Consider the following 19842-nt stretch of genomic DNA (forward strand, 5'->3'; position numbering starts at 1 on the left):
TCGTTCGAGAGCTTTATCCGCTTATTTTAACTGATTTGGGGCGAGTCCAACTTCGGCCGTTGACATAGGAGCGTCAATGCGGTGGCCGAATCGTTCTTCAGTTCGCTGAAAAAAGAACGCATCAGGAAGAGAATATACAAAACCCGGGATCTGGCCCGAGCGGATATCTTCGATTACATTGAAGTGTTTTACAACCGGGCTCGGCGCCACAGTCATCTCGGCGGCGTCAGCCCGGAGGCCTTTGAACAGGCCTCGTCGTGAGGACAGAATTTGTCTACGGGCGTGGGGGCAGTCCATTATTTTCCCCGCGTCAGCACTATTGCCAACTGAGCACTTATCAGGCGCTTGCAGTCCTGCTGCAAATTTTCAGCGGTTCCCATATCCATGAATCCGTGATCAACGCCCGGATAGATTTTATGCAGACATTCTATACCGGCCTGATACAGACGTTGGGTAAACACGAAATGCTCAGGCGTAAAAGGACAATGCTCCGCAGAAATCAGGATTACTGGTGGAAATAGGCTGATGTCCGCAGTCAGACCGACCGAGAGAAAGCGATGAGAATACTGACTATTATCGCCTTGTAGGTAAGCGTCCCTGATGCAGAGATCAATCAGATCGTTTTTAAGCATGCTTCCAGCTGCTTTGCCGGTGAGCTTATTCTGGTGCGGAATGGTAAAATCCAGCGGTGGGTAAATTACGGACAAGGCAGAAACCGGGAATGCTTTTCGTTCGTCAGCCAGGATACAGAGAGCCATAGCAATATTGGCACCGGCACTGTTGCCGCCCAGAATAATTTTTTCAGGATCTATACCGTAGTGGTCAGCACAGGCTATGACATGAAGAATGACTTCAAAGGCTTCTTCTATTGCTGACGGGAAGGGATACTTCGGAGCCAGCCCGTAATCAATTGAAAATACGGTGCAGCCTGCATCATTTACTATTCGCCGGGCCATAGGCTCATCATCCCGGTAACTGCTCATACAAAAGGCCCCGCCGTGTAGATAAAACATGGCTGCGGTTTTTTCGGTGCTCGATGGAGAATAGATTCTTACCGGCGTGGCGCGAAATGTCGTATCAACCATGATGTCACGTACCGAGCCGACGGGCACGTCCATACCATCCGAAAGGGGCGGCATCTGGCTGAGAAATTTCTGCATCTCCTCAATTTTTGATGCTGTGTCTTCAGTTCTGTTATTTCTCATACAGTTTATCCTCAGGTTAATGTTTCGCTTAAAGATAGACGATATTTAAGATTTGTAACCGCTTGGGGTAAGAGCATTTGCCGGCGCAGGCTTTGCCAGAAAAAGCACACAAGCATAAAGCAGATTTCATAAATATCCCGGTAGGCCAGTACATAAGCCTCTCGCTGAACCTGGCTACTTAAAGACCTTTTACTCTATTAAAAATAATGAGTGTATAATTCAGGAGATCGCTGAGGCGCTGGATGTAGAACCTTATGTATTTTCAAGAAATTACGTTGAAAAATTGAATATCGCCCGTTCCGCCACTTATTGCATCGGCCTTGAGTTTGGACTCTGGGCTTTTCTGCATTTGAATAGCAGCCTGTTTTATATTTTATCTGCTTAACGTCAGTCACACATTGAAAGACGGTAATAAAATCCCTATAACAGAAGAGTACCTCTGCTCCAGTTGTTGCATTGGCGTTATAAAATTTATAGCAGGCGAGGCGTGCGAAAAAAAACCTATTCGATGAGATATGTTGCAGGACAACCGGCAGAACGTATCTTTCCAACTCGGCAAATGTTTCCTCTGGAACAAGTGCTGCCTACCGGTCCCTTGCTGCTAAAGCAGGATGTTTTGCGTGTGATGGTGTGGAACATCTTTAAGCAGCAAAGAATGAACTGGCTTTCTGTTTTGCAGAACTTTGGCAAAGATACCCAGTTGGTTCTGTTGCAGGAAGCTCAGAGCACGCCTGAGCTTATTCGCTTTGCAACTTCCAACTATCTTTCTACCGATCAAGTTCCCGCGGTTGTTTTGCCGCAACATCCTTCTGGCGTGATGACGTTGTCGGCCGCTCAGCCAATGTATTGTTGCCCGCTACGGGAAAGGGAGCCACTGCTGCGTTTATCCAAGTCTGCCTTAGTAACCGTGTATTCGTTGCATGATGGCCGACAACTGATGGTTATCAACATTCATGCGGTAAATTTCAGTTTCGGTGTGGAAGTATACAGTAAGCAGCTTGAATCTATTGGTGAGCAACTTAGTCTTCACCGTGGCCCGGCAATTATGGCGGGTGACTTTAATGCCTGGAGCCAGCCCCGTATTAATGCGCTTTATCGCTTTGCTACACGTATGGCGCTAAAAGAGGTCGGTTTTATTGATGATCATCGTCGCAAAGCGTTTGGGCGTCCGCTGGACTTTGTGTTCTATCGTGAACTGGCTGTTGTCCAATCTTCAATACTGGTGACGCAGGCATCGGATCACAATCCCTTGCTGGTCGAATTCCAGCTTTGACGATAGTCGCCTGGCAAAAAAAACCGCCTTAATTTCAGGCGGTTTTTTATGTCTATGAACTAAGAGTCTGGCTGGGCGCTATTACTGACATAAAGCGTCAGTCTGTCACCGGGCTGGATATTGGCTTTCTTGTTGATCACCGTATTCCAGCGCATAACATCCGCAATATTTACGCCATGACGCCTGGCGATGCTGGCAAGCGAATCACCTTTACGAACTTGATAGGTGATTGAACCGCCTTTACTGTCGCTGTTAGCTACCCTGGCAATTTGCAACGTCTGTCCAGCTTTGAGCGCGTTCGCACTACGCAGATTGTTCCAGCTTTGCAAATCTTTGGCGCTAACATTCAGCCGCGCGGCAATTGCAGATAACGTATCGCCAGAGCGAACGCTATACTGCGATTCGGTCGTTGACTGCGCCAGTCTGGTCGGCTGGATCGCAGCGATGTCACCATCTGCCAGCGAATCCTTCAACTGCTCGACATGCGCTTTCGGAACCATAATGTAATGCGGACCATTTGGCGCGGTTACACCGCGTTTGTAGCCCGGATTGTAGTTCTTCAGCATGGTCAATGACAGACCGGCCATCTCCGCAGCTTGCGTCAATTGCATTTGCTGTCCAACGTCTACTCTGGCCAATGCACGGCTTTCGTTTGGCGTGGGCAGCTTAACGCCGTATTTTCTGCTATTCTTAAGAATATCGCTCAAAGCCAGCATTTTCGGAACATAGATTGACGTTTCACGTGGTAACGCCAATGCCCAGAAATTGGTTGCTTTACCCTTTGCTCTATTCGCTTTAATAGCTTTCATGACGCGACCTTCACCACTGTTGTAGGCGGCGATGGTCAATAGCCAGTCACCGTCGAACATGGTGTTAAGACGCTGCATTATATCCAGAGCAGCGGTCGTCGACGCGACTACGTCACGACGCCCGTCATACCATTGGTTTTGTTTCAAACCATAATTTCGTCCTGTGCCAGGGATTATCTGCCATAGCCCTGCGGCATTGGCGGATGATGTGGCGTGAGGATCAAAAGCGCTCTCCACTATGGGTAGCAGTACCAGTTCCATCGGCATGTTACGTTGCTTAATCTGCTCGACAATCCAGTACATGTACGGCTCTGCCCGTAATGTTACATCGTGGAGATAGCTCTTGTTTTTTAAATAACGCTTTTTTTGCTCGCGGATCCGGGCGTTTTCCGGAACCTCCATCTTCAGCTCGTCGCTAATGAAGTTCCACAGATCTCGTTGCGCGAGGCTGTCATCATCCAGCCATCGCGCGGAGGTCTCTCGACCATCTGCGTACTTTCCTGCTTCACTTTGACTTGCCGAAGACAAACTCTGTGCATGCTGTTTGGGTTGTGAGGTGTCGTTGGGCGGCACCTGGCAACCGACTAGCAAGACCGAGGCGATAAACATCATCGCTTTAGCCTTCATATGTGTGTCAATAGTTGCTTAAAAGACGAGCAATAATACGTTGATTAGGGAGTCAGTACAACCTATACCTTTAGAAATGGTCTTTCTTACTGCGTAGTTGCTCAAAAATCTGCCAATCCGCCATGCTTTCAGGTTCTTTTGATATTTTTCTTTTTAAATCAATATCATGGCATCTAAGAAATAGATTGATTTTACGCTCTAATCCTAATGTTGTAGGCAAGCTAGATTGTGATTTTTTGCGTATCTGGCTGATTTTATAAAGATAAGCCTCAATAGTGGGTTCTTCTGGCCATATTTCATTAGAAAACATTAAGTTTGCTTGCGTGTATTCATGTGCACAGCAAATGAGCGTGTCATCAGGGAGCGTTGATATTTTTTTAATTGATTCAAACATTTGTTTTGGCGTGCCTTCAAAAATTCGTCCGCATCCGCCGGAGAAAAGTGTATCGCCGCAGAATAAAAAGGGGGCAATATAATAAGCAATATGACCGGATGTGTGGCCTGGAACATCGATTACGGAAAATTCTGAATCTAATAATTCGATGACTTTTCCGCCACTCACGATGGTCGTTGTACCGCAATTAGCGGTTTCCTGTGGACCAAAAACAGGCAGATTCGCATAGTGACCCACGATACCGGCAACCCCGCCGACATGATCGTTGTGATGGTGGGTAAGTAGAATCGCCTTGGGAGAAAGCCGGTGTTGGTCAAGCGCATCCAGCACCGGTTGCGCCTCGCCTGGATCGACGATCACACAATGCTTTTCTTTGTTACTCAATAACCAAATGTAGTTGTCCTGGAGGGCGGGAATACTGATAAGATTCATTGATTACCTCGTTTTGCTATCAGCCTGAGGAAAGAGAATAAAACATGCAGCCAGCGCATACCCCTCAGACACTTGTTGCCCCTGCTTCATGGGATGATATCACCTGTGGTCAATACTATCGCGAATCACTTGAACAGGCATTACTCCCCTGGTGGCCGAAGTTGTTTGGTTTCCATCTGCTCAAAATAGGCCCGTTGAGCGCTGAGATTAGCGTGCGTGAGTGTTCGATTTCACATCAGGTTAATGTCGCCCCTTGTGGTAACAATCTGCAGATTATTGCTGATCCGCATCAGTTACCCTTTTCTGAAAAGTCGGTTGATGCATGTTTACTGGCGCAAACACTGTCTTATTCATCAGATCCACATCGGATGCTGCGTGAAGTTGACCGAGTGCTGGTTGATGATGGCTGGCTGATATTGAGCGGATTTAATCCAATCAGTTTTGTTGGATTGGCCAAACTTATTCCCAGATTAAACAAACGACAACCTTATTGTAGTCGAATGTTTACGCAAATGCGGTTGATGGACTGGCTGAGTTTGTTGAACTACGAAGTGGTGCACCATGCCAGTTTTCATGTCACGCCGTGGCGAAGGAATAAAGGAAAGTTGAATAAACACATCCCGGTCTTTGGTTGCATGACATTACTTGTTGCGCGTAAAAGGACGATTCCGCTGATACCCACGCCGATGCGGGCCAAATTGCGCAAGGCGCCGTTGCGCCGCACGGTCGGCGCAACGAAAATCTATCGACGTTAAGGTGTCGCCTTACTCTGGATGATAACCGACGTCATCTAGCGTCGGCGCGTTGGCCGCTTGACGCGCAAGCTCATCACAGCGTTCATTTTCCGGGTGTCCGGCGTGGCCTTTTACCCATTCCCAGCGCAGGGTATGGCGTTGGATCGCTACATCAAGGCGTTGCCAGAGATCAACATTTTTTACCGGCTTTTTATCTGCGGTTTTCCAGCCCCGTTTTTTCCAGTTATGAATCCAACGGGTGATCCCCTGGCGGACATACTGGCTGTCGGTGCTTAACACCACTTCGCACGGAGAGGTTAGTGTTTCAAGCGCCGCGATAGCCGCCATCAGTTCCATCCGGTTATTGGTGGTTAATCGGTAACCGGCACTTAGGGTTTTTTCATGCTGCTTGTAACGCAGCAAGGCGCCGTAACCGCCAGGGCCAGGATTTCCCAGGCAAGATCCGTCGGTGAAAACTTCTACCTGTTTAAGCATCTCTGGTAGACTCTCCCTTATGGTGAAAACGGCAAGTCTGACATAAACGAAAACGATGAGCACTGAAATTACGCGACAAGTCGTCCTGGATACAGAAACCACCGGTATGAATAAACTGGGGGTTCACTACGAAGGACATAAAATTATCGAAATTGGTGGCGTAGAGGTGATCAACCGTCGTCTTACCGGTCGTCACTTTCACGTTTATATCAAACCTGATCGTTTAGTCGATCCCGAAGCCTATAACATTCATGGCATCAGCGATGAGTTTCTGGCGGATAAGCCGACTTATGCCGATATTGCCGATGATTTTCTCGATTTTATCCGCGGGGCCGAACTTGTTATCCATAATGCCATGTTTGATATCGGCTTTATGGATTATGAGTTCCGCATGCTGAATCGGGATATCCCGAAGACGGAAACATTCTGTCAGATCACCGATAGCCTGTTAATGGCGCGTAAGATTTTCCCCGGCAAACGCAACAATTTGGATGCGCTTTGTGATCGTTACCAGATAGATAACAGTAAGCGAACGTTGCACGGCGCTTTGCTGGATGCCGAAATTCTGGCGGAAGTCTATCTGGCCATGACTGGCGGCCAGACGTCGTTGGCATTTTCAATGGAAGGTGAAATGCAGCGACAGGAAAATGAGAGCGAAACAATTCAGCGCATTACGCGTCCGGCTTCGGCGTTGAAGGTGCTTTACGCCAATGAAGAAGAATTATTTGCACATGAACAGCGTTTGGATCTGATCGCCAAGAAAGGCGGCAGTTGCCTGTGGCGTAATGAGTAAAACACCATCGGCGAGAGAATCGCCGTTAAGATGAAATTATAAGCAAACAGAATCGGTTAGTTATAAAAACCATTGACGTAATAGTACCATCATCTTAGTATTCATCCCGCTCAATGAGCGTAGAGTGGAGCGGTAGTTCAGTTGGTTAGAATACCTGCCTGTCACGCAGGGGGTCGCGGGTTCGAGTCCCGTCCGTTCCGCCACTTATCTATTCCGGGATGTTCCTATACATCTCTGGATGAATAAAAACCGTATCGCTGTCAAAGGCATACGGTTTTTTTTCGTCTCTATGATACCCCCGGTATAGCGGGGTATCCGGCTCAAAATGGCCTACGTGTCGGAAAGAGAAATTTCGTAGGCCATTTTTATGGCTCGCTATCCCTGCGAGCCACCCTGACGGGCCGTCGCTATCACGACGTTAAAAATTTCTCCTGGAAATTTTTTGGTTTTGTGGCTGAGAAAGGGTCGCGGATACAGGACATTACACCATTCCCGTTGTTTGGTTTTTAACGACAACCAAGGAGTGAACGATGACCGCAATACCCCGCCTGCTTTCTGCTGTCACAGTACGAAAAGCAAAACTCGCCGCTAAAGATTATGAACTGTCTGATGGGCATGGCCTGACACTTTCCATCAGGACTACCGGTAAGAAAATCTGGCGTTTTCGTTACCAGCGACCCAATTCCTCAGCACGTACCAATATCACGCTGGGCCATTATCCTGCCATGACGCTGGCTGCCGCACGTACCCTTCACGATGAATATATCGCGCTGTTGATTAAAGGTATCGATCTCAAAAACAGGAGCAGGACAAGGCTGAGCAGGAAAAAAGAGCCAAAGACAGCCTGTTCGTTAATGTGGCAACGAGGTGGTTCGCCATTAAAAAAACCAGCGGTATTCCCGACGTTCATGCCGGTGATATCTGGCGTTCACTGGAGGGGGCGGTGAGCCGCTGGCGATTGAACTACGGGGCAGCAGACAGGCAGGGCGTCATGATGAGACGGGTAATGTCGAATGGCGCGACAGACCTTCGCTGGATATCAACAGCAGCCAGGTTGCGCTAACCACGGCGACGGGCAAGGCCAATTACTTTGTCATGAGTAGTGGGACTAAGACACCTGGATGTAATAAGACTCAGGGGACAGGGGCTGGCAAGATTGCTGATATTATGGGGAAAATACGGAGAGGTCGTAATGGATGGACCATGGAGAAAATGAGCGAAGTTGATCCTGACTTTCTAAAAAAGATAGATGCTATCCGTGATGCCTCTAAAGATAACAAGGTTGCTTATATGCACGCACAAGTTTTTTTTTGATTCAAAGGGCGCGCTCAGTCAATTGGCTGGCAATGGAACGGGTATTCAGTTAAATACGTGGTAGTAAGGACAAAATATGGCGAAAATTCAAAGTCGATTGGATAAAGTATTGCCCCAAGTGCCAAGCTGGGCTAGCGACGCGTGGCCTATAAACGGGAACCGCTTACAGCGGTATGTTTCTGGGGAAGGTAGCGTGGGTCATGCATGTACAGATCTGTTTGATTATGGGATGCAGGCAATCAGATTCAGTTTGCTTGCCGCCCGTGAATACAATTCAAAAGATGCTATTAAGCAAATGACTTTTGGGGTTGCGCGGAATTTGTTTTCAGAAATTGTCGATCTAAGGATTTTAACATCCCCAGAGCAAATGTTTATCGGTACGTTGGATGATTGTACACATACGATGCTGGGAGTATTGGCGCTTGGGAAATCGGAACTGGTTTTCCCTTATTACCAAACAGTATTTGATTGTATTGAGAAGGGCTATGGTTTAGGTGACGGTCATAATCCACCTCTTGGAACTACACTTCGCTACGCCGCTTTCGGTCTGACTATTATCGGCGACTGGTTAGGAAAACCACTGGATCTGAGCAGTGGCGCTGGATGTTGAACTTTATTTTTTCAATGAGTTACGGTGGAAAATTGCATGGCGTCCGTTCCGCAACTACTCTAAAACCCCTGAATTGGCGATGATTCAGGGGGGTATCATTTCAGCGCCTGCTACGTTAGAAATCCCAATCCTCATCTTCCGTATTGACTGCTTTGCCAATAACGTATGAAGAGCCTGAACCTGAGAAGAAGTCGTGATTCTCATCAGCATTCGGCGATAGTGCGGAAAGAATGGCCGGATTGACGTCCGTCATGCTGGCAGGGAACAACGCTTCATAGCCCAGATTCATTAACGCTTTATTGGCGTTGTAGTGCAGGAATTTTTTGACATCTTCCGTCCAGCCGACGCTGTCGTACAGTTCCTGGGTATAGAGCACTTCATTGTCATAGAGATCCTGCAATAGTTCATAAGCGAAGTTCTTGACCTGCTGCTGACGCGCACTGTCCGCTTTCGCCAGACCTTGCTGGAATTTATAGCCGATGTAATAACCGTGTACGGCTTCATCCCGGATGATCAGCCGTATCAAATCTGCGGTGTTGGTCAGTTTCGCCCGGCTTGACCAGTACATCGGCAGATAAAACCCGGAATAAAACAGAAACGACTCCAGAAAAACGCTGGCGACTTTTTTCATCAGCGGATCGTCACTGCGATAATGCGCCAGGATAATGGCCGCTTTTTTCTGCAACGCCGGATTTTCCTCGCTCCAGCGGTACGCGTCATCCACTTCACTGGTCAGGCAAAGTGTAGAAAAAATAGAGCTATAGGAGCGTGCGTGAACCGCTTCCATAAAGCTGATGTTGGATAATACCGCTTCTTCGTGTGGTGTGACGGCGTCCGGCATAAGCGTCGGCGCGCCCAGCGTATTCTGAATGGTGTCCAGCAGCGTCAGCCCGGTAAATACCCGGATGGTTAACTGACGTTCATGGGCACTCAACGTTCCCCATGATGGAATGTCATTCGAAAGCGGTACTTTTTCCGGCAACCAGAAATTTGATGTCAGCCGGTTCCAGACCTCCAAATCTTTATCATCTTCGATTTTGTTCCAGTTGATGGCCTGGACGCGCGTTAACAATGTCATAATCAGATTTCCTTCAGCGATGGCTTATAGCGCGCAGGACACACAGCCCTGAACTTCTGTGCCTTCCAGCGCCATCTGTCGTATACGAATGTAATAGATGGTTTTGATCCCCTTGGTCCAGGCATAGATTTGCGCTTTATTGATATCCCGCGTGGTGGCGGTATCACGGAAGAACAGGGTCAGCGACAATCCCTGATCGACGTGCTGAGTCGCGGCGGCATAGGTATCAATAATCTTCTGCGGACCAATTTCGTAGGCATCCTGGTAATACTCCAGGTTGTCGTTGGTCATATAAGGGGCGGGGTAGTAAACCCGTCCGATTTTGCCTTCTTTGCGAATCTCAATACGCGACACAATCGGGTGGATGCTGGATGTGGAATGATTGATGTAAGAAATCGAGCCTGTCGGCGGTACGGCCTGTAAATTCTGGTTATAAATGCCATAGGTCATGACCGATTCGCGCAAGTCCGCCCAATCCTGCTGATTAGGAAGCGTGATCCCGGCCTGAGAAAATAGCGCCTGTACCCGTTCTGTGGCGGGCAGCCAACTTTGCTCAATGTATTTGTTAAAATATTCGCCGGAAGCATACTTCGAGTTTTCAAAGCCTTTGAAGCGCTGACCGCGCTCTATCGCCAACTGGTTCGATGCCCGCAGCGCGTGGTAGGCCACGGTATAAAAATAGATATTGGTGAAATCAATGCCTTCCTCAGAACCGTAAAAAATACGTTCCTTTGCCAGATAGCCGTGCAGATTCATCTGGCCGAGGCCAATGGCATGAGATTCGTCATTGCCTTTCTCGATTGAAGGTACGGAACGGATGTGACTCATATCGGAAACGGCGGTCAGCGCGCGAATAGCCATTTCCACCGTTAACCCGAAGTCAGGCGATGACATCGACTTGGCGATATTCAGCGAGCCGAGATTGCAGGAGATATCCTTGCCGACATGACGATAGCCAAGATCCTCGTCGTACACGCTGGCGTCATTAACCTGCAAAATTTCAGAACACAGATTGCTCATATTGATGCGTCCCTGAATCGGGTTCGCCCGGTTTACCGTATCCTCAAACATCATGTAGGGATAGCCGGATTCAAACTGGATCTCGGCAAGGATCTGAAAGAATTCTCTCGCTTTGATGTGTGACTTGTGGATGCGCTTGTCATTCACCATCTCATGGTACTTTTCACTAATGCTGATTTCCGACAATGGAACGCCGTACACCTGTTCGACATCATAGGGTGAAAACAGGTACATCACCTGATTCTCTTTCGCCAGTTGGAATGTGATATCGGGTATGACCACGCCCAGCGACAGCGTTTTAATACGGATTTTTTCATCGGCATTTTCGCGTTTGGTATCCAGAAAACGCAGAATATCGGGGTGATGCGCATTGAGATAAACCGCGCCGGCGCCCTGACGCGCGCCCAACTGGTTGGCATAGGAGAAGGCATCTTCCAGCATTTTCATCACCGGAATAATACCGGACGACTGATTTTCGATACGTTTGATCGGCGCGCCAGTTTCACGGATATTGGTGAGCATGAAAGCGACGCCGCCTCCACGTTTGGAAAGCTGAAGCGCTGAGTTAATCGCGCGACCAATGGATTCCATATTGTCTTCGATGCGTAGCAGAAAGCAGGAAACCAGTTCGCCGCGTTGCTTTTTGCCGCAATTCAGAAACGTGGGCGTGGCGGGCTGGAACCGACCGCTGATAATTTCGTCTACCAGGGCGCTGGCAAGTGCGGCGTCACCCGCGGCCAGGGTCAGCGCGACCATGCAGACGCGATCTTCATAGCGTTCCAGATAACGTTTGCCGTCAAAGGTTTTAAGGGTGTAACCGGTGTAATATTTAAAAGCGCCCAGGAACGTTTGAAAGCGAAACTTATGGCGGTATGCCTGCTGGAAAAGACTTTTAATAAAACTGAAGGCATATTGATCCAGAATTTCCGCTTCGTAATAGCCTTCCTCAACCAGATAGCGCAGTTTTTCTTCCAGATTATGGAAGAACACCGTGTTTTGATTCACATGTTGCAGGAAATAACGCCGAGCGGCCAGTTTGTCCTGTTCGAACTGGATGCGCCCCTCTGCGTCGTAGAGGTTCAGCATGGCGTTGAGAGAATGGTAGTCCAGCTCCGTGTTGGCTGGTTTTGTGATCACGGATTCTGTTGTTGCCAAAATTTAGTTACTCCCTTACGCACATTTGCAACGTCTTCCGCGGTGCCAAGTAGCTCGAAGCGATACAGGTAAGGCACCTGACACTTCTGCGCGATAATGTCACCCGCGAGGCAGTACGCTGCGCCGAAGTTCATATTGCCTGCGGCAATGACGCCTCGCAGGTAATCACGATTTTGCCGTTCGTTCAGAAAATGGATCACCTGGCGGGGTACGGCGCCTTTGCTGCTGCCGCCACCGTAGCTGGGAACCACCAGAATATAAGGCTGCTCCACTTTCAGGGGGGGAAGCCCGGTAGCGATGGGGATTCGCAGGGCGGGTAATCCAACCCTGCTAATGAAGCGATGGGTATTTTCCGACTGGCTGGAAAAATAGACCAGTGGGTTCATCGCGCCCCCTTATTGCAACCGCTGCGAGGCATGAAGCGTGCTGATTTTGTCCGGGCGGAAGCCGCTCCAGTGATCATCCGCCGTCATGACAACCGGTACTTGCTGATAACCTAATGCCCTGACCTGCTGTAACGCCTGCGCATCTTCCGTTAAGTCCACCAGTTGATAGTCAATTCCCTGTTTATCCAGCGCACGGCATGTCGCATTGCATTGAACACAATCTGGTTTGGTGAAAATAGTAATACGCATGATTCGTATTTACCCTTTGGCGTGAAAGAAGTTTATCGGAGCGGCTGGCTTGGCGGGTATGTGTTCCCGGACCGATCCACGAAGCAACCATCATTAGTGATGAGGCTACGCTCTGAATACTAGATGTAGTTGTTTTGAAATTCAACCATACAATATATAGGATTTATGTGTAAGCTTATACAACAGGTCGCCAACCCGGATGGCGCAAGGCGAAAAGGTAAAAAACCGTCATTTTAAAGAAAGTGTGGCGAGGGTAACCTCTTAAGGATAAAAAAGGGAGCCTCGGCTCCCTTCAACATGACATCACATTTTCGGCAGGTTCCTGCCGTAATAGATCTCCTGCATTTCATGATACAGCAGGTCAGTAATTCTCTTGCGTTCCGCATTGCTCAACGCGTCGGGCCTGACATTGAACAGGTAATGTTGCAGATCGAAATCTTTCAATAACATCTTGGTATGAAAAATATTTTCCTGATAAACATTAACATCCATCATGTGATAAAGCGATTTCATGTCTTCTGACATGAAGTTCTGAATCGAATTAATCTGGTGGTCGATAAAATGTTTCACGCCGTTGATATCACGGGTAAAGCCCCGCACACGATAATCAATGGTCACAATATCGGATTCTAGCTGGTGAATAAGATAGTTAAGCGCTTTTAAAGGGGAGATGACGCCACAGGTTGACACTTCAATGTCAGCGCGAAAAGTACATAATCCGCCTTCGGGGTGGCTTTCCGGGTAGGTATGCACGCAAATATGGCTTTTGTCCAGATGCGCGACCACGGCGTTCGGCAAAGGTCCCGGATGTTCGGAATTATCGACATCCCGTGGATCCATCGGTTCTTCGCTGACCAGAATGGTCACGCTGGCGCCTTGCGGTTCATAGTCCTGACGGGCGATGTTAAGAATATTGGCCCCGATGATCGAGCAGGTTTCGGTCAGGATTTCGGTTAAGCGATTGGCGTTATACTGTTCATCAATGTAGGCGATATAACCCGCGCGGTCATCGGCTGTTTTGGCGTAACAGATATCGTAGATACAAAAACTCAGGCTTTTGGTCAGATTGTTAAAGCCGTGTAGTTTCAGCTTGTGCAATTTAAGTCACCCCCTTGTTGATTGGTTGCTGTGAGAATTGTCATGAACCGGATAATGCATTTAATAAATACTGCGGCAGCGCGAAGCTTCCCACATGCACGTCTGGATTGTAATAGCGACAGTCAATGCCGGAAGCCGCGAAGCGTTGACGTAACGTTTCAGCGCTAAGCTGGCGCAACGCCTTATGGTGACTGGCCCAGGCGAAGGTCATAATGCCGCCATAGTAGGTCGGTATCGCCGCCTGATAAAAACTGACGTCACTGAAATAATGGCTCAGTTTTCGGTGGCTATTGACGGCTTCATCCTGCTGTAGAAAACAGACGCCGTTCTGGGCGACAAAAATCCCGCCGTCATTCAGGCAACGCGCGCACCCCTGATAAAAATCCGAGGTAAACAGGCTTTCACCCGGCCCGATGGGGTCGGTGCAGTCGGAAATGATGACATCAAATTTCTCGGTGCATTGACTAACGTAGTTTACGCCATCATCAATGACCAGATGGAAACGGGGATCGTCATAAGCGCCGGCATGATGATTGGGCAAATATTGCCGACAGAAGGCGACGACGCCAGCGTCGATTTCCACCATGGTAATATGTTCGACGCCGCGGTGCCGACTAACTTCACGCAGCATCCCGCCGTCGCCGCCGCCGATGATCAGCACACGTTTGGCGTTGCCATGAGCCAGCAACGGAACATGCGTCAGCATTTCGTGGTAAATGAATTCATCACGCTCGGTGGTCTGCACCACGCCATCAAGCGCCATGACGCGGCCCAATGACGCATTTTCAAAAATGATCAGATCCTGATGAGCGGTTTTTTGGTGATACAGCACCCGGTCGATGGAAAAATACTGACCAAAGTTGGCATGTAAGGTTTCATACCAAGTTTCTTTCTGGGACATGTTAGGGCTTCCTCCGCGATAACAGCCATGAAAATTGGCGCGCCATCATAGCTAACTCTTGCGCCGCTTGCACGGTCGAATTTCAGTCAGCGCGGAGGATGGGGGGAATTATTGCGCGTAGGCAAGCAATCCGAGTGAATTACGCGCCAGCGATTGGCATTTTTTAGGTGTCGCGATCGCAATATTACTCAGGTCGCGGTAGCTGTCTTCACCCAGGGCCGTCATGTTGTAGGTATTGTAATTGCTGAGATCCCAGCGATTTTGCTGCGCAAATGCCACCAGCGTCCGACGAATCTGCTCATTGGGCAGATCCTGATAGCCGCAGTTGTTCTTCAGATAAACGAAAATCGCGGTCAGATCCGCAAGATCTTCCGCCTCAAATTCGTTTAATGCTTTGCTGGCGGAGGAGAAGCTCATCAGACTTAGCAGGAGCATCGCCAGCGCGGAGTTTTTCATGGTTAAACCTGTTCCTGATATCGTCAGATGACGTTATCACAGATGTTGCCTCTGGTTCCAAGCTTTCTTGTCGCGCACGCAAGGCGGCATGCGTAAAAAAACCAGACAATATCAGGCGGAAAGAGGACTGAAAAGCGAACGATACCGGCGTTGGGGGGCAGGCAAGCGCTTTCTTCAGGTTAATCGTGCGATTACAGGCTATTTATCGTTGATTGACACCATGACGTCGGCATCAGGCTCTGTTATTAATAATAATGGTCTAACTAATATAGTTTGTACTTTATGATCTCCGGTTTCTGGCGCGTCAGTAGTTGGTTGTTGGCGGGACTGTTGCTGTTTCCTTTAGCAACGGTTTTCGTTCAGGCTTTTTTTATGACGGGCGTCCTGTCCGACACTCAGTGGGCCGTCGCAAGCGACGTTGAAAATTTCTCCCGAAAATTGTTTGCCGAGGATCGCGGATTCGCCCAGCTATGGCGGAGCGGATTACCGGTATATCTGCTCAATTCGGCGGCGCTGGTGACGGGTACGGTGCTGCTCAGTTTGTTGATCGGCTTGCCAGCGGCCTGGTTGATGGCGATGTACCGTTTTCCCGGCCAGCGTATCCTGGGTTGGGCGCTATGTTTGCCATTAGCGATGCCCGCTTTCCTGCTTGCCTACCTTTATGCCGATATCGCCGCGCCTTTGCAGACGCTGACTGGCGCGCCCAGTGCCGTGGCCGTGCTGTGCGGCGCATGCGTTATCCTGGCGTTGGTGTTGTACCCTTATATTTATCTGTTGGTGCGCCACGCTTTGGCAACACAACCGGCCAGCCTGATTCATTCAGCCCGCATGCTTAAGCTTTCCCATGCGCAAGTAATAAGGCGGGTTTGTCTGCCCATCGCCCGACCAGCGATGGTGACGGGCGCGATATTGGTGGCGGTTGACGCCTTCGGCGACTACGGCGCGGCATCTTATCTGGCGCTCCCCACACTGACGACCGCTGTGCTGGATATCTGGCAGCAGCAGGGCGATCTGGGCGCGGCGGCACGTATTGCGGTAATCATCCTGCCTTTTATTTTCTTATTGATGTATCTGGCGCATGTGTGGCGGCGGAAAAACCAGATCTACCAGGCGCGTTTGCAGGCGGAACCGCTTGTCCCGCCCAACCTGCGCGGCTGGCGCAGCGGATTGGCGCAGTTCTACTGTTGGAGCCTGGTCTGTCTGGCATTCCTTTTTCCACTCTTGCGGCTGACGTGGGGGGCGATGGCGCAGGCGATGCCGGGCTGGGATCAGGCGTTTCTGCTTGCTATCGGTAACAGCGTGTTGATTTCTACCGTGGCCACCGCGTTGATTATGCTTATGGCGATATCATTTGTGTTTTATACCCGCACAGTGGGCCCATCGGCGAATCAACTTCCTGTACGGCTGATAGGCCTGAGCCTTGCGATCCCCGGCGCAGTGTTGGCGTTGGGATGGTTTATCCCGCTGGTCTGGATTGGTCATGGTCTTGGACAACTGGCGCAGCGTATGTCGTTATACGTGCCTGAAGTGTGGGTATCAGGATCGTTATTTATTCTGATGCTGGTATACAGCGCCAAATTTGCCCGCCTGATGCTGGATGGTCTGGAATACCGGATGGCGAAGATCCCGCTATCGCTGGATCGCGCCTGTCTGGTGCTGAAATGCTCTGCCCGCGAGCGCTGGTCGCGGGTGCATCTTCCTTTACTAAGGCGGGCTCTGCTGGTTGGCGCGTTGCTGGTTTTCACCGAAAGTATGAAAGAACTGAATGTTTCTTTGCTGTTGCGTCCACTGCATCTTGAAACACTGGCAACCTATGTTTTCCGGTTGACGTCAGGGGAGCCAGCGACATCGCTGGCTTTGCCAGCATTGGCCCTGGTGCTGGTGGGAATGGTTCCGGTGGTTGGCTTGATCCGGGTTTTAAACATCAAAGGATAATAAAATGGTAACGTCGGTGGATATGCTCAGTGTGAAGTCATTACGCTGCGGCTTGAGTCTGGAAAACGTGACGTTTGCTGTCCGGGCTGATGAAACCATCTGCTTGCTGGGCAGAAATGGCAGCGGTAAAACGACGCTGCTCCACGCTATCGCCGGCTTGTTGCCGATCGAACAAGGCGAGATTCTATTTGACGGACACCCCATCAGTACCCCCCAGCAGATGTTGCCGCCGGAGCAACGTCAGATTGGCATGCTTTTTCAGGATTATGCCTTGTTTCCTCATTTGACTGTCGAAGGCAATGTGACGTTTGGTTTATATGGTCAGGCGGCCAGCGACGTGGCGCGCATCGGCGGGGAGATGCTGACGCTGTTGAAGCTTGATGAGGTGGCGTCCCGCTATCCGCATGAATTGTCAAACGAACAGCAGCAGCGTTTGTCTCTGGCGCGGGCGCTGGCTTGCGACCCCAAATTGCTATTGCTGGATGAACCTTTCCCCGGACTGGATAGCCAGTGCCGTTATCGGCTGATAACCGAGTTGCGGCAGATATTGAAACAGCGGCACATCGCGGCTATTTTTGCGACGCATAGCCGGGAAGAGGCGTTTGCCTGCGCCGATCATCTCATCTTGCTGGAGGAGGGGAAAATTGTTCAGCAAGGTTATCCGTATGAACTTTATCACCGCCCCGTCAGTCGGTTTGTCGCGGATTTTCTGGGGAATACGAATTATCTGCCGGTGAAGATCCAAAGCGATCATCAATGGCAGAGTGCGTTAGGCGATCATCATGCCAATCATCGGCTGAATCAACCGATTGATTCGCAATGCGACTGGATGGTGCGTCCTCTGGACGTCGCGCTGGCGCTGGACCCGGACGGCAGCGCGCAAATTGAGGATCGGCTTTTTACCGGTACATCCAATCTCTATAAGGTGAGTCTGGGGGAACTGATAATTCTGGTGCAGACCAGCAACTGGTTTGAGCCGGGGCAGAATGTGCGTTTGAGCATTAAGACCGAGCAACCGGTGCTCTTTCCGGCGCTTGCGGCAGCGGAGTGACGCAGGTTCACGCGCCGGGGAAAACCCAGGCGCTGGGATGTTTTTCGAAGCCCAGTCTGGGGTAGTAATCAACCGCCTGAGGCGCGGCCAGCAGGATAAGTTTGCATTTCGGCGTTAACTGTTGTCTGGTCATGGTTATCAGCGTTTTCCCGATCCCTGCATGTTGCCAGTGCTCTGATACCGCCAGATCGGACAGGTAGCAACAAAAATGAAAGTCAGTCACGCTACGTGCAATCCCCACCAGCGTTGCGCCATGCCAGGCTGAAATCAGCACATCAGCATGTTCCAGCATGCCGTCAATAGCTTCTCTGTCTGCCAGCGGGCGGCGCGGCCCTAGCGACGTTTTCGCCAGTAGATCGATAAATTGCTGGCTGGACAGCGGGGCATTCACTTGATAACTGATTTCGTGATCTGGCGTGTTCATCAGGGCTCCTTTAACCGGAAGGATGGGGCTGGCCGGTGGTTTCTGGTATACTTCGCGCCCTTGGGCGCAATCTGCCTGCTCAGGCGACCGTTCAGCATAAGGGGCATCATCGTCTTTGCCGATGATACTGAATTCTTTTATTCAACGAGTTATGAGTATGATGAAACATACCGTAGAAGTCATGATTCCTGAACAGGAAGTGATGGATCGAGTTAACGAGTTAGGCCGACAAATCAGCGATCACTATCGTGGTAGCGGCAGTGATATGGTATTGGTCGGCTTGCTGCGTGGTTCATTTATCTTTATGGCGGATCTGTGCCGGGCTATTGATGTTGCGCACGAAGTCGATTTCATGACGGCATCCAGCTATGGCAGCGGTATGAATACCACCCGTGATGTGAAAATCCTCAAGGATCTGGACGAAGATATTCGCGGTAAGGACGTATTGATCGTCGAAGATATTATCGATTCCGGCAATACGTTGAGCAGAGTGCGTGAAATTCTGCAATTGCGTGAACCTAAATCGCTGGCGATATGTACCCTGCTGGATAAACCGGAGCGTCGGGAAGTGGAGGTGAACGTCGAGTGGGTCGGGTTCGCTATTCCTGATGAGTTCGTGGTGGGATATGGCATCGACTACGCCCAGCACTATCGCCATTTACCCTATATCGGCAAAGTGATTGCTCAGCCATGAGCGGGGCGCGGGGTGAGATGACGCCTGTTGCAAGGCGTCGATAGGCATCAGGGCAGGGAAGAAATAGCGCGACGGTAGCGTTGTTCCAGCGTCTCCCTGTTGGTGGCGGTGACTTCCAGATCGCGCAGTCGACCATCCTGAATACCGTAAACCCAGCCGTGGATCATGATTTTTTGTCCGCGTTTCCAGGCTGACTGCATCACAGTGGAGTGACCGAGGTTATAAACCTGTTCGACGACATTGATCTCGCACAGCGTATTCAACCGCTGTTCGGGAGGCAGTTCTCCCAGCAGCGAACTATGCTTGTACCACAGATCGCGAATATGCAGCAGCCAGTTGTTGATTAAGCCCAGTTCCGGGTTTTCAACCGCCGCCTGCACGCCGCCACAACCGTAATGACCGCAAATAATGATGTGTTCGACTTCCAGCACTTCGACCGCGTATTGTACGACAGACAGGCAGTTGAGGTCTGTGTGAATAACCAGATTGGCGACGTTACGGTGAACAAACAGTTCGCCTGGCGCGAGGCTGGTCAGGCTTTCCGCAGGTACGCGACTATCCGAGCATCCAATCCACAAAAAACGAGGTCGTTGTGCCTGCGCCAGCCGTTCAAAATAACCAGGATCTTCTTCCACCATCGTTTTCGACCAGCGTTGGTTATTCGCGATGAGTGTTTCAATTTCTTTCATGAAAGTAAATGACCTGTAAC

The 19842-nt window shown here is 49.9% G+C and carries 22 protein-coding genes, 1 tRNA gene and 1 pseudogene; 11 read left to right on the forward strand and 13 right to left on the reverse strand.

Features of this window, described 5'->3' with window-relative positions; translation table 11 throughout:
- Positions 1-75 precede the first annotated feature (75 nt).
- Positions 76-261, forward strand: a pseudogene (locus tag NC856_RS15135) (IS3 family transposase); the annotation flags it as partial.
- Between the two features lie 35 nt (positions 262-296).
- Here NC856_RS15135 and NC856_RS15140 read toward each other — a convergent pair.
- The gene (locus NC856_RS15140; RefSeq protein ID WP_264091282.1) at positions 297-1205 is read right to left on the reverse strand and encodes an alpha/beta hydrolase; all 909 of its coding nucleotides are present in this window, start codon (positions 1203-1205) and stop codon (positions 297-299) included.
- A 487-nt stretch (positions 1206-1692) separates the two neighbouring features.
- Between NC856_RS15140 and NC856_RS15145 the strand changes: the two genes are divergently transcribed.
- On the forward strand, positions 1693-2478 hold the full coding sequence (locus NC856_RS15145; RefSeq protein WP_264091283.1) for an endonuclease/exonuclease/phosphatase family protein: 786 nt from the start codon (positions 1693-1695) through the stop codon (positions 2476-2478).
- 59 nt (positions 2479-2537) lie between these two features.
- Here the strand turns inward: NC856_RS15145 and mltD are convergent, their stop codons facing one another.
- Together mltD and gloB are read right to left on the reverse strand one after the other, a co-directional pair.
- Positions 2538-3914 (reverse strand): murein transglycosylase D, encoded by a 1377-nt coding sequence (mltD, locus tag NC856_RS15150; RefSeq protein WP_264091284.1) that lies wholly within the window; start codon positions 3912-3914, stop codon positions 2538-2540.
- Between the two features lie 70 nt (positions 3915-3984).
- On the reverse strand, positions 3985-4740 hold the full coding sequence (gene gloB / locus NC856_RS15155) for a hydroxyacylglutathione hydrolase (RefSeq protein WP_264091285.1): 756 nt from the start codon (positions 4738-4740) through the stop codon (positions 3985-3987).
- 44 nt (positions 4741-4784) lie between these two features.
- Between gloB and NC856_RS15160 the strand changes: the two genes are divergently transcribed.
- Positions 4785-5495 carry a class I SAM-dependent methyltransferase gene (locus NC856_RS15160; RefSeq protein WP_264091286.1) on the forward strand — a complete coding sequence of 237 codons (711 nt, stop codon included), beginning with the start codon at positions 4785-4787 and terminating at the stop codon, positions 5493-5495.
- Positions 5496-5504: 9 nt separating this feature from the next.
- On the opposite strand, the gene rnhA is transcribed toward NC856_RS15160, so the two are convergent.
- Positions 5505-6071 carry a ribonuclease HI gene (rnhA, locus tag NC856_RS15165; protein ID WP_264091287.1) on the reverse strand — a complete coding sequence of 189 codons (567 nt, stop codon included), beginning with the start codon at positions 6069-6071 and terminating at the stop codon, positions 5505-5507.
- Here rnhA and dnaQ point away from each other — a divergent pair.
- The 5 genes from dnaQ (at position 6025) to NC856_RS15190 (ending at position 8686) form a co-directional block, all read left to right on the forward strand.
- Complete coding sequence (gene dnaQ, locus NC856_RS15170; protein ID WP_264091289.1) at positions 6025-6762, forward strand: DNA polymerase III subunit epsilon; 738 nt, start codon at positions 6025-6027, stop codon at positions 6760-6762. The genes rnhA and dnaQ overlap by 47 nt on opposite strands.
- A gap of 126 nt (positions 6763-6888) precedes the next feature.
- Positions 6889-6965: transfer RNA gene (locus NC856_RS15175), tRNA-Asp, on the forward strand.
- 327 nt (positions 6966-7292) lie between these two features.
- Positions 7293-7709 (forward strand): Arm DNA-binding domain-containing protein, encoded by a 417-nt coding sequence (locus tag NC856_RS15180; protein WP_264091290.1) that lies wholly within the window; start codon positions 7293-7295, stop codon positions 7707-7709.
- 148 nt (positions 7710-7857) lie between these two features.
- The gene (locus tag NC856_RS15185) at positions 7858-8076 is read left to right on the forward strand and encodes a hypothetical protein (RefSeq protein WP_264091292.1); all 219 of its coding nucleotides are present in this window, start codon (positions 7858-7860) and stop codon (positions 8074-8076) included.
- 76 nt (positions 8077-8152) lie between these two features.
- Entirely contained in the window at positions 8153-8686 is a 534-nt protein-coding gene (locus NC856_RS15190; RefSeq protein ID WP_264091293.1) for a hypothetical protein, read from the forward strand.
- Between the two features lie 115 nt (positions 8687-8801).
- Here the strand turns inward: NC856_RS15190 and nrdF are convergent, their stop codons facing one another.
- From nrdF to NC856_RS15225, 7 genes are all read right to left on the reverse strand, one after another.
- Positions 8802-9764: a class 1b ribonucleoside-diphosphate reductase subunit beta gene (nrdF, locus tag NC856_RS15195; RefSeq protein WP_264091294.1), complete on the reverse strand. Its 963-nt coding sequence runs from the start codon at positions 9762-9764 to the stop codon at positions 8802-8804.
- Between the two features lie 24 nt (positions 9765-9788).
- The gene (gene nrdE, locus NC856_RS15200; protein WP_264091295.1) at positions 9789-11939 is read right to left on the reverse strand and encodes a class 1b ribonucleoside-diphosphate reductase subunit alpha; all 2151 of its coding nucleotides are present in this window, start codon (positions 11937-11939) and stop codon (positions 9789-9791) included.
- The gene (nrdI, locus tag NC856_RS15205; RefSeq protein ID WP_264091296.1) at positions 11918-12325 is read right to left on the reverse strand and encodes a class Ib ribonucleoside-diphosphate reductase assembly flavoprotein NrdI; all 408 of its coding nucleotides are present in this window, start codon (positions 12323-12325) and stop codon (positions 11918-11920) included. The genes nrdE and nrdI overlap by 22 nt, the downstream gene beginning before the upstream one ends.
- Before the next feature lie 9 nt (positions 12326-12334).
- Complete coding sequence (gene nrdH, locus NC856_RS15210; protein ID WP_137714431.1) at positions 12335-12574, reverse strand: glutaredoxin-like protein NrdH; 240 nt, start codon at positions 12572-12574, stop codon at positions 12335-12337.
- A 303-nt stretch (positions 12575-12877) separates the two neighbouring features.
- The gene (gene speD / locus NC856_RS15215) at positions 12878-13672 is read right to left on the reverse strand and encodes an adenosylmethionine decarboxylase (protein ID WP_264091297.1); all 795 of its coding nucleotides are present in this window, start codon (positions 13670-13672) and stop codon (positions 12878-12880) included.
- Between the two features lie 40 nt (positions 13673-13712).
- Positions 13713-14573: a polyamine aminopropyltransferase gene (gene speE / locus NC856_RS15220; protein WP_264091298.1), complete on the reverse strand. Its 861-nt coding sequence runs from the start codon at positions 14571-14573 to the stop codon at positions 13713-13715.
- Positions 14574-14681: 108 nt separating this feature from the next.
- Entirely contained in the window at positions 14682-15029 is a 348-nt protein-coding gene (locus NC856_RS15225) for a YacC family pilotin-like protein (RefSeq protein ID WP_113865866.1), read from the reverse strand.
- 282 nt (positions 15030-15311) lie between these two features.
- On the opposite strand from NC856_RS15225, the gene NC856_RS15230 reads away from it, so the two are divergent.
- Positions 15312-16964, forward strand: coding sequence for an ABC transporter permease (locus NC856_RS15230; RefSeq protein WP_264091299.1), 1653 nt, complete (start codon positions 15312-15314; stop codon positions 16962-16964).
- 4 nt (positions 16965-16968) lie between these two features.
- Positions 16969-18015: an ABC transporter ATP-binding protein gene (locus NC856_RS15235; RefSeq protein ID WP_264091300.1), complete on the forward strand. Its 1047-nt coding sequence runs from the start codon at positions 16969-16971 to the stop codon at positions 18013-18015.
- A 7-nt stretch (positions 18016-18022) separates the two neighbouring features.
- Here the strand turns inward: NC856_RS15235 and NC856_RS15240 are convergent, their stop codons facing one another.
- Positions 18023-18439 carry a GNAT family N-acetyltransferase gene (locus NC856_RS15240; RefSeq protein ID WP_264091301.1) on the reverse strand — a complete coding sequence of 139 codons (417 nt, stop codon included), beginning with the start codon at positions 18437-18439 and terminating at the stop codon, positions 18023-18025.
- Between the two features lie 160 nt (positions 18440-18599).
- On the opposite strand from NC856_RS15240, the gene hpt reads away from it, so the two are divergent.
- On the forward strand, positions 18600-19133 hold the full coding sequence (gene hpt, locus NC856_RS15245) for a hypoxanthine phosphoribosyltransferase (protein ID WP_264091359.1): 534 nt from the start codon (positions 18600-18602) through the stop codon (positions 19131-19133).
- 47 nt (positions 19134-19180) lie between these two features.
- Here hpt and can read toward each other — a convergent pair whose 3' ends face one another.
- Positions 19181-19822 (reverse strand): carbonate dehydratase, encoded by a 642-nt coding sequence (gene can / locus NC856_RS15250; protein ID WP_264091302.1) that lies wholly within the window; start codon positions 19820-19822, stop codon positions 19181-19183.
- Positions 19823-19842 lie beyond the last annotated feature (20 nt).

Source organism: Brenneria izbisi (assembly GCF_025840185.1).
GTDB classification, from domain to species: domain Bacteria; phylum Pseudomonadota; class Gammaproteobacteria; order Enterobacterales; family Enterobacteriaceae; genus Brenneria; species Brenneria izbisi.